General features: G+C 73.2%; 7 protein-coding genes and 1 pseudogene. 3 read left to right on the top strand and 5 right to left on the bottom strand.

All coding sequences use genetic code 11. The features are described 5' to 3' along the window. Nucleotides 1-43: 43 nt before the first annotated feature. On the bottom strand, nt 44-3,427 hold the full coding sequence (locus SSP24_RS44870) for an ALF repeat-containing protein (protein ID WP_174864572.1): 3,384 nt from the start codon (nt 3,425-3,427) through the stop codon (nt 44-46). A 486-nt stretch (nt 3,428-3,913) separates the two neighbouring features. Here SSP24_RS44870 and SSP24_RS02525 point away from each other — a divergent pair, with 486 nt between their 5' ends. Then, nucleotides 3,914-4,471 (top strand): hypothetical protein, encoded by a 558-nt coding sequence (locus SSP24_RS02525; protein ID WP_229864786.1) that lies wholly within the window; start codon nt 3,914-3,916, stop codon nt 4,469-4,471. Between the two features lie 139 nt (nt 4,472-4,610). Here the strand turns inward: SSP24_RS02525 and SSP24_RS02530 are convergent, their stop codons facing one another. Continuing rightward, nucleotides 4,611-6,497 (bottom strand): ABC transporter ATP-binding protein, encoded by a 1,887-nt coding sequence (locus tag SSP24_RS02530; protein WP_141307129.1) that lies wholly within the window; start codon nt 6,495-6,497, stop codon nt 4,611-4,613. Between the two features lie 168 nt (nt 6,498-6,665). On the opposite strand from SSP24_RS02530, the gene SSP24_RS02535 reads away from it, so the two are divergent. Then, nucleotides 6,666-7,634 (top strand): lysylphosphatidylglycerol synthase transmembrane domain-containing protein, encoded by a 969-nt coding sequence (locus SSP24_RS02535; RefSeq protein ID WP_167529487.1) that lies wholly within the window; start codon nt 6,666-6,668, stop codon nt 7,632-7,634. 54 nt (nt 7,635-7,688) lie between these two features. Next, entirely contained in the window at nt 7,689-8,453 is a 765-nt protein-coding gene (locus tag SSP24_RS02540; protein ID WP_141307039.1) for a crotonase/enoyl-CoA hydratase family protein, read from the top strand. A 34-nt stretch (nt 8,454-8,487) separates the two neighbouring features. Here SSP24_RS02540 and SSP24_RS02545 read toward each other — a convergent pair. From SSP24_RS02545 to SSP24_RS02555, 3 genes and pseudogenes are all read right to left on the bottom strand, one after another. Continuing rightward, nucleotides 8,488-9,429, bottom strand: a pseudogene (locus tag SSP24_RS02545) (NAD(P)/FAD-dependent oxidoreductase); the annotation flags it as partial. Beyond that, nucleotides 9,426-10,802, bottom strand: coding sequence for an FAD-dependent oxidoreductase (locus tag SSP24_RS02550; protein WP_141307043.1), 1,377 nt, complete (start codon nt 10,800-10,802; stop codon nt 9,426-9,428). The gene SSP24_RS02550 and the pseudogene SSP24_RS02545, both read right to left, overlap by 4 nt. 210 nt (nt 10,803-11,012) lie before the next feature. Further along, nucleotides 11,013-12,452, bottom strand: a complete 1,440-nt coding sequence (locus tag SSP24_RS02555; protein WP_141307044.1) for an FGGY family carbohydrate kinase — start codon at nt 12,450-12,452, stop codon at nt 11,013-11,015. Nucleotides 12,453-12,574: the final 122 nt, after the last annotated feature.

Below are 12,574 nucleotides of genomic sequence, written 5' to 3' on the forward strand. Positions count from 1 at the left end.
CGCCGACTGATTGCGGCGCCCCCGGGAGAGAGAACGGGTGGGATCAGGCCGCCCAGTCGTAGAGGTCGCTGAGGCCCTTCGTGACGCTGGAGACCAGGTCCTCGCCGGTGTCTGTGATCTTGCTGACGACGGGCTTGACGATGCCGCCGCCGAGCGCCTTGTCGGCGGCGCCGACCCACTTGTAGGCGCCGAAGGAGACCAGGCTCAGGCCGGTGCCGGCGGCGGACTCCCAGAAGGCGCCGCTGGTGAAGCCGTGCTCGATGCCCGTAAAGAGGGTGCCGAGGGCGCCCGCGCCCGCGGAGATGCCGGCGAAGAAGCCGGCCGCGGCGAGAGCCGGCGGGAAGACGAAGGCGGCGAGGGCGCAGCCGGCCGCCAGGAACCCGGCGCCGATGCTGACCACGTTGGCCGCGTCCGCGTAGAACTGGGCGTCGTTCCACCACTCGTCTGCGTCGCCGTCCGCGGTGCCGTTCGGGTTGACCTGGTTGTTCTTGTCGTTGTTGGCCGGGTCCTGATTGGCCTCGCGCTCCTCCTGGGCCTTGCGCGCGGCCTCCTTGGCCTTCGCGATCTCCTCGGCCCGCTTCTTGTCGGCGGCGATCTGCTTGGCCTGGGCGTACGCGGCGGCGGCGGCCTTCGCGTCGGCGGAGGCGGCGAGCTCGGAGGCGCGGGCCGCGGCGGCGGAGCGCTGGGCCGCGGCAGAGGAGGCGATGGCCGCGCGCGCCGAGTCGACGGCCTTGTTGGCCGAGTAGTTGGCGGAGCGGGCGGCGCTGCGGGCGGTGGCGGCGGCGTTCTTCGCCGTGTTGGCCGAGGCCTGGGCGGCGGCGGCCGACTTGTCGGCGGCGTCGGCGTTGTCCCGCGCCTGCTGGGCGTAGTCGTCGGCCTTGGCGGCGGAGTCGAGCGCCTTCTGCGCCCACTCCTGGGCCTCGGCGGCGGCCTTGCGGGCTTCGGCGGCGGCCTTCGAGGCGTAGGCCGCGTCCTCCTGCGCCTTCTCCGCGATCTTCGCGGCGGCGGCGATGGCCCCGCGGACGGCGGCGACGTGGGTGGCGGTGTCGAAGTCGAGCTGGGCCGTGCGGTACTGGATCACGGAGATGAAGTTGCGCAGCATCCACTGCGGTCCTTCGAGCGCGACCTCCGCGTAGGCCTTGGTGAAGGCGCCCGCGGTGTTGATCAGCTCGCTGGCCCGGACCCGGTCGTCCTCCTGGATGGCCAGCGGGTAGGCATGGTCGAAGAAGTAGTTGAGGGACTCGGTGGTGTTCTGGTCGAGCGCATCGTTGGCGGCCTCGGTGACGGCCCTGCCCGCGCCCTCGGCGATGATCTTGTTGATGGCGACGCGCAGGTCCTCGTCCGATGCGCGCTTCATGCCGCCGGTGAGGAAGTCGCCGACGGCCTTGGAGTCGGTGCTCTCCAGCGCGGCGGCGGCGGCCGCGGCGACCTTCGGTCCGGCGATCGTCGCCACGTGGAGGGTGGTCTCGCGGTCGTCCTGCTCCTGGGCGAGGGCCCGGTCGAGGTCGATCCAGGCGTAGACGTCGTCGTCGGAGCCGGCGAGGGCGTGCTGGGCGGCCTGCCGGGTGTTGGCCCCGCGGGCGTCCATCAGGGCAACCGCGGCCTGCCGGCCCAGGGTCGCGGCGAGCGACATGTCGCCGGAGTACAGGGCCACTTCCGCCCTGGAGATGAGGTCCTTGGTCGCTTGGGTGGTGCGCTCCGCCATCAGCCGCTTCTCGCGGACGTCGGAGAGCTCGGCCCGCTCGATGGCGGCGAGCTGCTGGGCCTCCTCGATGGCCTGCTGCTTGTCCTGCTCGAGGGTCTGCGCCTCGGCGGCGCGGGCGTTCTTCTCCACCTCGATGGCGTCGCTGACGGCCTGGGTGGCGATGTTGGCGGCCTTCACGGCCTCCGCGGCGTGGGCGGTCGACTTGTTGGCGTAGTCGACGGCCTGACCCGCGTACTTCACGGCCTCCTCGGCGGCGGCCGCGGCCTTGTCGGCGTGGGCGGCGGCGGAGTTGGCGGCGTCGCGGGCGGTGCGGGCCGCCTTGGCGGCGGCGGTCGCCAGTGCCTGGGCGGCGGAGGCGGCATTGGTGGCGCGGTTGGCGGCGCTGGTGGCGATGGCGGCCTGGCGCTTGGCCTCGTCGGCCTCCGCCTGGGCGGCACCGGCGGAGACGGCGGCCTGGGCGGCGGCGGTCGCGGCGGCGGCCGAGTTGCGGGCGGCGGAGGCGGCGGCCAGGCCGGCGGCCGCGGACGCGTCGCCGGCGAGGGCCGCCTTGTCGGCTGCGGCGGCGGCGCTGCGGGCCTTGGAGGCGGCGTTGCGGGCGGCGACCGCGGCGTTCTTGGCGGCCTCCGCCTTGCCGGCGTCCTTGGACGCGGCGATCGCGGCGTTGTAGGCGCGGGCGGCGGCGTTGCCGGCCTTGGCGGCGGCCTGGGCGGCGCCTGCGGCGGCCCAGGAGGCGCGGCGGGAGGCCTTCACGGCGGCGTTGGAGGCGTTGACGGCGTTGCGGGCGGCGTCGGCCGCGCCCTTCGCCGCGCTCGCCGCCTTGCGGGCCGCGGCCCCCGACTTCTCTACGTCGCTCTGGGCGGCGGCGGCCTCGGCGGCGGCCTTCTCGGCGGCCTCCTTGGCCTTGATGGCGGCGGTCTCGGCGCGGGCCCCGGCCTCGACGGCCAGGTTCGTCTCGCGCTCGGCGCGCTTACCCTCGCGCTCGACGACGGCCACCAACTCCTCGATGGTCGCCGACTCCTGGTCGCGGGCGCGCGCGATGTGCTGGCCGGTCTCGATGAACCACTCGACGTCCTTCGCGGTGCCGCTGAGCGCGCGGTCCGCGTACTTCTGCACCTCCGGGCCGCCGGTCATCAGCATGGCGGTGACCTGGACCCGGGTGTCCTCCAGCCGCGCGTCGTACTGCTCGTCACCGAGGAAGGCGATGAGGGCCGGCTCGGTGCCGGCGTCGAGGGCGGCGTTGGCCTCGCGCACCACGGCCCTGTCGCCGGTGGACGAGACGATGCTGGTGGCGACCTGGAGGTCCTCCAGGATGGCGGGGGCGAAGCCCGCTGAAAGGAAGCCGGCTATCGCTTCGTCGCCGTTGTCCAGGGCGGCGACGGCCTCGCGGCGCAGGCCCTTGCCCGCGCGGTCCAGGCTGCGGATGATCGCGACCCGGTTGTCCTGCACGGTCTGCTGCGGCAGCGTCTCGGCGAGGAAGGTCTGGACCTCGGTGTCGGTCCCGTAGAGGGCCGTGGTGGCGGCGGCCTTGACGCCCTTGCCGCCGGTCAGCCACGCGCGGACGACCCTGGCGCGCTCGGTGTCCGGCAGCGGCACCGGGTCGGCGCCCGCTGTCTCGGCGGCCGCGGCGGTGGCCGGCCGCAGTACCGAGGGGGTGGCGGCGACAGCGGTCGCGGCCGCGAGCGCGCCGAGGACGCGGCGTCTGCTCCAGAAAGCTGTCTGCATACGGGACTTGCCCTTCTACGAGTAAAGCGGTGACGAGTCGGATCTCGCGCCGTGACGGATGGCGGACCCATGGATCGACGCCCGCCACAATTCGTGAACAGTATCAACGTCGGAGAAATTCTGCGGAAGTTGGACCTAGTGAGACTCCAACAGTTCACCGGCTGGTGGAGATCTGACGGATCGGCACATTTTTTGCGAAATCATGACGCCAGCCCATACAGCCTTCTCCCGGCGTGACACAGGTCACGGAAAACTTGCTTCCAATGTCCAGGTATGAGCAGTTCAAAGCGCTGGACGTGGGTGCGTCGGCGTGCTGGGATTCAATGGCCGATGATGATCACGGGGTTCGAACAGTGCGTCGCGCAGGCGCGCCAATGGTGCGCAAGGGGGGGCTTTCATTCCGCTTGTGCGGCTTCCCTTGTTCGCGACCGGTTTCGCGACCGGTGGTTTTCAAGTCCGGGCGGTGGCAACGAATTTAGGGATGCAATGAAGGAAATCAGCAACAGCGTCGGAAAGCCGCGGAGAATGCGGCTCACGGTACGGGTACTCGGCGCCGCCGCTGCCGGCGGCGCGCTGGCCTGGATCGCGGTGGTCGGCGGCGCGCAGGGCGGAGGCACAGGCACCGCAGAGGCCGCCGACGCCGCCGCGCCGGTCGCGGACGACGCCCCCGGCTATGCCGTGGAGGACTTCAACTACCCCCAGGCCGACAAGATCCTGGCGGAGCAGAACATCGTCCTGAAGCGGGGCGACGGCCACATCACGCTCGCCGACTGTGTGGCAGGAACCGGGCAGTTGGAGCTGCTGGCCCGCGACAGGGCCGACAAGATCTGCTTCAACACCGTCGGCAACTCGGGCTGGCTGACCCTGGAGATCCCCGCCGTCTTCTCGATCAAGGGCAATGACTACTCCACCACGGTCGACATGACCGTCGGCACCGAGGAGAAGTCCTACGAGATCAACAAGAACACCTGGACGCCGGTGGGCGAGACCGCGGACCCTGAGGGCCGCGACCACATGCTCGTGGAGATCCGGATCACCAAGTAGCCAGGGTTCCGGAACCTCCCTGATCGCCGCCTCCTTCTGGTCCTCCGTACGGCAACCACGCCGAGGCGGCGATCCACAAGGACGCCGCCGAGAGGCCCCAGGTGACGTCCGGCGTGTGACGGCACCTTGGCGGGCGCACCTACGCCGCCGTCACCTCCGCGATCTCCCCCGCCCGCTCCTCGAACTGCGTCCGGTACAGCTCCGCGTACCGGCCGCCCGCCGCCAACAGCTCCTCGTGGGTGCCGCGTTCGACGATGCGACCGTCTTCCAGGACGAGGATCAGGTCGGCGGCACGCACCGTGGACAGCCGGTGGGCGATGACGAGGGCGGTGCGGCCCTGAAGTGCCTCGGTGAGGGCCTCCTGCACGGCCGCCTCGGAGGTGTTGTCGAGGTGGGCCGTGGCCTCGTCGAGGATCACCACCCGCTGGCGGGCGAGGAGCAGGCGGGCGATGGTCATGCGCTGGCGTTCGCCGCCGGAGAGGCGGTAGCCGCGTTCGCCGACCACGGTGTCCAGGCCGTCGGGGAGGGAGCGAACGAGTTCGTCCAGGCGGGCCCGGCGCAGGGCGTCCCACAGCTCGTCGTCCGTTGCGCTGGGGCGGGCCAGCAGCAGGTTGGCGCGGACCGTGTCGTGGAACAGGTGGCCGTCCTGGGTGACCATCCCGACGGTGGCGCGCAGGGAGCCGGCGGTCAGATCGCGGACGTCGACGCCGCCGACCCGGACGGCGCCCCCGTCGACGTCGTACAGGCGCGGCAGCAGCTGCGCGATCGTCGACTTGCCCGCGCCGGAGGAGCCGACGAGGGCGACGGTCCGGCCGGGTTCGGCGCGGAAGGAGATGCCGTGCAGGACCTCGGCGCCGCCGCGGCTGTCGAGGGCGGCCACCTCCTCCAGGGAGGCGAGGGAGACCTTGTCGGCGGACGGGTAGCCGAAGCGGACGTCGTCGAACTCGACCGACACCGGCCCTTCGGGCACCTCGACGGCGTCCGGCTTCTCCTCGATGAGCGGCTTGAGGTCGAGCACCTCGAAGACGCGCTCGAAGCTGACGAGGGCGCTCATCACCTCGACGCGCGCCCCGGCGAGCGCCGTGAGCGGCGCGTACAGGCGGGTCAGGAGCAGCGCGAGGGACACCACGGCGCCCGGCTCCAGGGCGCCGCGCAGGGCGAACCAGCCGCCGAGGCCATAGACCAGGGCCAGGGCGAGCGCCGACACCAGGGTCAGCGCCGTGATGAACACCGACTGCGCGGTCGCCGTACGGATACCGATGTCGGCGACCCGGCGGGCCCGGACGGCGAACTCCGCGGACTCCTCCTCCGGACGCCCGAAGAGCTTGACCAACGTGGCGCCGGGGGCCGAGAAGCGCTCGGTCATCCGGGTGCCCATGGCCGCGTTCAGCGTCGCCGCCTCCCGCTCCATCCCGGCCATCCGGCTGCCCATCCGCCGGGCCGGGATCACGAACACCGGCAGCAGCACCAGCGCGAGCAGGGTGACCTGCCAGGACAGGGTGAGCATGACGGCGAGGGTGAGCACCAGCGTGACGAGATTGCTGACCACGCCGGACAGGGTGTTGCTGAAGGCCCGCTGGGCGCCGATCACGTCGTTGTTGAGCCGGCTGACCAGGGCTCCCGTGCGGGTGCGGGTGAAGAACGCGACCGGCATGCGCTGCACATGGTCGAACACCGCCGTCCGCAGATCGAGGATGAGCCCCTCCCCCAGTGCCGCCGAGAGTCTGCGGCCGAGGATGCCGAGCGCCGCCTCCGCCACCGCGATGAGCGCGATCAGCAGCGCGAGGCGTACGACGGTCCGCGCGTCGCCGTTCGTCACGATCGCGTCGACGACGCGGCCGGCGAGGACCGGGGTCGCGACGGCGAGCAGCGCGGTCGCCACCCCGAGCAGCACGAACAGCGCGATCCGGGGGCGGTGCGGGCGGGCGAACCCGGCGATGCGGCGCAGTGTCGCGCGGGCGAAGGGGCGGCGTTCCTGTGTGGCGTGCATGACGCTGTACAGCTGCGTCCACGCCGTGGATTCCATGCTCATGCATCGAACGTAGAGCCTCGACCAGGCTTGAGGTCAAGCGTGCGGTCAAGTGTCCCGGTGCGGGCCCTCGGGAAGATCGTTGTCGGCTCGCTCCCCGTACGTAATCCCCCGTCCCCGCTTCCGCAACCCGCAGTTGAGGCGGTACGGAAAACCTCTCGAAGTGTGACAGCGGTCGAACAACAACCCGCGGGACGGCGCCCCAGACGCATCCCCTTCCGGCTGATCCTGGGCCTGCTCCCGGTCGCCTTCGTGGCGTACCTCGCGGTGCGACACCGCGATGTGCTCGCCGAGGGCTTCCACCACCTGGCGACGGCCAAGTGGCCATGGCTGCTGGCCGCGGGCGGCGCCACCTGCCTGACCTGGGTCGCCATGGCGGTGACCCGGCAGGGCGCGGTCGTCGAGCGGCTGCCGGGTTTCCGGCTGCTCGCCACGCAGGTCGCGGCGATGGCGGCCAACCACATGCTGCCGACCGGGCTCGGCTCCAGCGCGGTCAACCTGCGGTTCATGACGGTGTGCGGGCTGCCGCTGGCCCGCTCCTCGGCCGCGGTGGCGCTCTATCTGCTCGCCGAGAGCATCGCCCGGGTCGGCATGCTGGCCGTGCTGCTGATCGCCTTCCCGGGCGCGCTGCGGCTCGGCACCCTGCTGCCGGACGCCGCGGTCGGCCCCTTGCTGCTCGTGCTCGGCGCGGTCGTGCTGGTGGCGGCGGCCGTGCTGCTGCTGGTACGACGGCTGCGCACGGCCGTCTTCTCCTTCCTGCGCACGGCACTGGGCGAGGCGCGCTCGGTGCACACCCGTCCGTCGCGGGCGCTGGCCCTGTGGGGCGGTTCGCTGGCGTTCCCCGCGTTGCAGGCGGCCGGGCTGGTGGCGGTGGGGCTGGCGTTGGGGCTGGAGATACCCCTGTGGCACATGGTCGTGGCGTATCTGGCTGCGACCGTCGCCGTCGCCGTGGTGCCCACACCGGGTGGGCTCGGCTCGGTCGAGGCGGCGCTGATCGTGGCGCTGGTCGCGGCGGGCAGTCCGGCCGCCGTGGCCACGGCGGTGGTCCTGGCGTACCGCATCATCACCGTCTGGCTGCCGCTGCTGCCGGGGGCGTTGACGCTGGGCGCGCTGGTCCGGCTGAAGGTCATCTGAGCCAGTAACGTGCTGCCCCCGACAATACGAAGGACGATACGAAGGGGCTCCACCATGCCGGTCCGCGTCGAGCGTCAGCAGTACGTCACCACGGTCGTCCTCGCCCGCCCAGAGGCCCGCAACGCGGTGGACGGCCCGACGGCGGCCGAACTCGCCGCCGCCTTCCGCGCGTTCGAGGCCGATGACGAGGCGCGGGTGGCGGTGCTGTGGGGTGAGGGCGGCACGTTCTGCGCGGGGGCGGACCTCAAGGCGATCGGCACCGAGCGCGGCAACCGGGTCGCCGAGGACGGCGACGGGCCGATGGGGCCGACCCGGATGCGGCTGACCAAGCCGGTGATCGCCGCCGTGGCGGGACACGCCGTCGCGGGCGGCCTGGAGCTGGCGCTGTGGTGCGATCTGCGGGTCGCCGAGGAGGACGCCGTGTTCGGGGTGTTCTGCCGCCGCTGGGGCGTGCCGCTCATCGACGGCGGCACGGTACGGCTCCCCCGGCTGATCGGCACGAGCCGCGCCCTGGACATGATCCTCACCGGGCGTCCGGTGCCCGCCCGCGAGGCCTACGACATCGGCCTCGCCAACCGCCTCGTGCCCACCGGCCGCGCCCGCGCCGAGGCCGAGGAACTCGCCGCCACGATCGCCCGCTTCCCCCAGTCCTGCCTGCGCGCCGACCGCGCCTCGGTACTGGAGCAGGACGGCTTGGACGAGCAGGCGGCGATGCTCGGTGAACTCCGCCACGGCATGGGCGTGCTGGCGGAGAGCCTGGAGGGGGCCGCCCGCTTCGCCGCGGGGGCGGGGCGGCACGGCTCGTTCACGGAGCTATGAGGCACAGGGCCCTTCTGATGGATCAGAAGGGCCGGAGTTCCGAGAGGACGGCGGTCGCCGCGTGCACGCCCTCGCGGGCCACCGCCCGTGCGGGCTCCACGGCGTGCACGACGTTGCCGACGGCGAACACGCCGGGGCGTGAGGTGCGCAGGGTGCTGTCGACGGCAAGGCCGCGAGTTGCGGGGTCCAGGGTGATGCCACCGCGCCGGGCCAGTTCGTGGTCGGGGACGAAGTCGCCGGTGAACACGACGGTGTCGCAGTGCAGGACCGTCGTACGGCCGTCGCGGTGGCGCACCCGGACGCCGGACAGGCGGCCGTGGCCGAGGAGTTCGGTGACGCCGGTGTGGGTGAGGAGCGGGATGCCCCGGCGGAGCCGGGCGTCGAGGGCCCGGGCGGGCGTGGTCCGTGGGGCGGGCAGGTCGGTGACCATGGCGACGACCCGGGCGCCGGCCGCCCGTACGGTGTCGGCGGCCGCGTAGGAGACGTCCTCCGCGCCGACCACCACGGCCCGGCTGCCGATCGGCTGCTCGTACAGATGGACCGCCTGCTGGAGTTCGCCCGTGGTGTAGACCCCGGCCGAACGAGTGCCGGGCACCAGGCGCGCGGCGCGGGGGCGTTCGCGGGCGCCGGTGGCCAGCACGATCGCCCTCGCGGTGATCGTCTCGGGGCCGTGCGGGCCGACCGTCGTCAGGGTCAGTGGGCCCGCCCAGTCCAGGGCGGTCACGCCGGTGCGGACGACCGCTCCGGCGCGTACGGCGGCGGCGGTGAGGAGGCGGGCGTACTGGGGGCCGGTCAGCGGGTGCAGCCAGGTGCCGAAGCCGCCGTGCGCGCAGTGCCGGGGCACTCCGCCCGCCCGCTGCTCCCGGTCCAGCACCTCCACCCGGCCCGCCCCGGCGGCGGCGAGGCGGGTGGCGGTGGCGAGCCCGGCGGGGCCCGCGCCGACGACGAGCACGTCGACCTGCCGTACGTCCGTCATGGCCGGGCCTCCTCGAACAGCTGCCGTACCGCGGCCCCGCAGTAGAAGCCCTGGCAGCGTCCCGCCCGGGCGCGGGTGCGGCGGCGCAGTCCGTCGAGGGTGCGCGGCGGGATCGTACTGGCGAGGGCGTCGCGGATCTCGCCGCGGGAGACGCGCTCGCAGTGGCAGACGAGGGTGCCGTACTGCGGGTCGGCCGCGATGAGTTCGGGGCGCTGGTAGGGGCGAGGGAAGGCCTCGCCGAGGTTGGGCATCCGCACGGGCTCCAGCTCCCGGACCGGGCCCGCGTCGAGGCCTGCCTCGGTCAGCAGGCCGGTGACACGGGCCGCGATCGCGAGAGACGCCGTCAGGCCGGTGGAGCGGATGCCGCCGACGGTGACGTACGCCTGGCCGGGGTGGGCGCGGATGCGGTAGTCGTCGTGCTCGGTGGCGGCGCGCAGGCCCGCGTAGACGGCGGTGACCTCCTCGTCGAGCAGTTCGGGGAGGATGCGGCGGCCCTTGGCGCGCAGGGCGTCGAGTCCGTCGGCGGTGGAGCCGGTGGCCCGTTTGTCGTCCAGGTCCTCGGCGGTGGGGCCGAGCAGGACGTTGCCGTAGACGGTGGGGGCGACCAGGACGCCCTTGCCGAGTGCGGTGGGGACGGGCAGGAGAATGTGGTTGACCAGGGTGCGGGCGAACTTGTCGAAGACGATGAGCTGGCCGCGGCGCGGGGTGACGGTGAAGTCGCGGTGCCCGAGCCGTGCGTCGAGCGTGTCGGCGTGCAGTCCGGCCGCGTTGACCAGCCAGCGGGCCCGCAGGGTGCCCGCGCTGGTCGTCAGCACATGGATGCCGTCCTGCTGACTCACGTCCTCGACGCGTGCGTCGAGGTGCAGGTCGACTCCGTGCCGGACGGCCTGGGTGGCGTACGCAAGGGTCGTCGTCCAGGGGCAGATGATCGACTCGCCGGGCACGTGCAGGGCGCCGAGCGCGCCGGGGCCGAGATGGGGTTCGCGCTCGTACAGTGCGGCGGGGCCGAGCAGACGGGTGGCGTGGTAGTCGTTGGCCTCGGCCTTCTCGGCGAGGCGGGGCAGTGCGGCGAGCTGCTCCTCGTCCCAGGCGACGAGCAGGGCGCCGACCGGTTCGACGGGGATGCCGGACTCGGCGGCGTAGGCGGCGAGCAGCCGCGCCCCCTCGCGCACCAGCCGTGCCTCCAGCGAGCCGGGGACCGCGTCGAACCCGGTGTGCAGGATCGCGGTGTTGGCCTTGGAGCTGCCCTGCCCGACATCGTCCTGGGCTTCGACGAGGGCGATGCGCAACCGTGGATAGCGGGCGAGTTCGCGGGCGATCGCGCTGCCGACGACTCCGGCGCCGACGACCGCCACGTCGTATGTGCCGGTCATGCGGGCGTCCCGTCGAACGGCCGGTGGATCACGATGTCGGCCTCGCAGCTGCTCCGGCCGAGGTCCTCCCGGGCCTCGAAAACGGCGATACGCAGCCACGGACACCGGACGACTTTCCCCGGACCTCGACAAGGGCGACGCGCAGCCACGGATACGAGGCGAGTTCCCGGGTGATCGCGCTGCCGACGACCCCCACCTCATAGGCCCGGGTCATGCGGGCGCCCGGTCGAGCAGCGCCGTGACCTCGCGGCGGAACACGGCGAGGCGCTCGGCGGCCTCCTCGGCGCTGATCCGGGGTTCGTAAACGGCGGCCGGTTTCCAGTCGGGCAGCGCCGCCTCCACGGTCAGCCCCGGCTCCGCGCCCAGCCGGGCCAGCGCGCCGACGCCGAGTGCGGTCGCGTCGGGCAGCGCGGACACCTCGACCGGGCGTTGCAGCAGGTCGGCCTGGGTCTGCATGAGGAGCGTCGAGCGGGTCAGGCCGCCGTCCACGCGCAGGGTGTCCAGCGGGGCGCCGAGGTCCTTCGCCGCCGCGTCGGCGAGTTCGACGACCTGGGCGGCGATGCCCTCGCACAGGGCGCGGACCAGATGGCCGGGGCCGGTGTCGAGGCCGAGCCCGGTGAGCGAGCCGCGCAGGTCGCCGCGCCACCAGGGGGCGGCGAGGCCCGCGAGGGCGGGCACGAAGGTGACCCCGCCGCTGTCGGGGACCGCAGCGCCCACGGCGTCGAGATCGGCGGCGCCCTTGATCACGCCGAGGTCGGTGAGCCAGCGAACGGCGGAGGCGGCCGTGTAGACCTGCCCGTCGAGGCAGTACCCGGCGTGTCCGGCGAGCCGCCAGGCTACACAGCTGACCAGACCGGAGTCGCCGCGCCGGGGCGTGTCACCGGTGTGCGCGAGGAGGAACGCGCCGGTGCCGTAGGTGCACTTGGCGCCGCCCGGTTCGGTGATGCGCTGCGCCAGCAACGCGGCCTGCTGGTCGACGGCCAGACCGGTGAGCGGGATCTCGGGTCCGAAGGCCGTGGTGGTGCCGACGGGACCCGCGTTGTCGACGACCTCGGGCAGCCGCTCGCCGGACAGGCCGTAGAGGTCGAGGGCGCGCGCCGACCATTCCGTGCGGTCGAGGTCGAGCAGTTGGGTACGGCCCGCGGTGGCGGCGTCGGTGACGTAGGCGCCGGTGAGCCGGTGGACGAGCCAGGCGTCGCTGGTGGTGACGACTCCCTCACGGGTGAGGTTCCGTCGTATCCAGGCCATCTTGGGCGCGGCGAAGTACGGATCGACCGGCAGGCCCGTCAGGTGCCTCAACTCGTCTTCGAACACCGCGAGTTCGGCGCATGCGGATTCCGCACGACGGTCGTGCCAGACCAGCGCCTCGGTCAGCGGGCGGCCGGTCACCGGGTCCCAGGCGAGCACGGTCTCGCCCTGGTTGGCCAGGCCCAGGGCGACCACGGGTTCGCGGGCCTCGGCGAGGGCTTGGCGCCCCGCCTCGACCACCGAGTCGTACAGCTCGGCAGGGTCGACCTCGGCCAGGCCGCCGGGCAGCGAGCGCGGGCGCACGGCGGCGAACCCGGTGCCGATGACGCCCCGTTCGGGGCAGATCACCAGGGCCTTGGTGCCGGACGTGCCCTGGTCGACGGCGAGCACCGGACCTGTCATCGAGCCCCCTGTCGACTCCTGGGCGATCACGGCTCGACAGCCTGCCGTCGGCCGCCACACCGCGTCAAGCGGCGCTGACGGACGGTCAGTTCACATAGGGGCCCGGTGACACGAGGAAGCCC

The organism is Streptomyces spinoverrucosus (assembly GCF_006539505.1).
In the GTDB taxonomy this organism is placed as follows: domain Bacteria; phylum Actinomycetota; class Actinomycetes; order Streptomycetales; family Streptomycetaceae; genus Streptomyces; species Streptomyces spinoverrucosus.

Coding starts and splice junctions, on each gene's coding strand:
- SSP24_RS44870 (WP_174864572.1), bottom strand. CDS start 3,427: ATGCAGACAGCTTTCTGGAGCAGACGCCGCGTCCTCGGCGCGCTCGCG.
- SSP24_RS02550 (WP_141307043.1), bottom strand. CDS start 10,802: ATGACCGGCACATACGACGTGGCGGTCGTCGGCGCCGGAGTCGTCGGC.
- SSP24_RS02555 (WP_141307044.1), bottom strand. CDS start 12,452: ATGACAGGTCCGGTGCTCGCCGTCGACCAGGGCACGTCCGGCACCAAG.
- SSP24_RS02540 (WP_141307039.1), top strand. CDS start 7,689: ATGCCGGTCCGCGTCGAGCGTCAGCAGTACGTCACCACGGTCGTCCTC.
- SSP24_RS02525 (WP_229864786.1), top strand. CDS start 3,914: ATGAAGGAAATCAGCAACAGCGTCGGAAAGCCGCGGAGAATGCGGCTC.
- SSP24_RS02530 (WP_141307129.1), bottom strand. CDS start 6,497: ATGGAATCCACGGCGTGGACGCAGCTGTACAGCGTCATGCACGCCACA.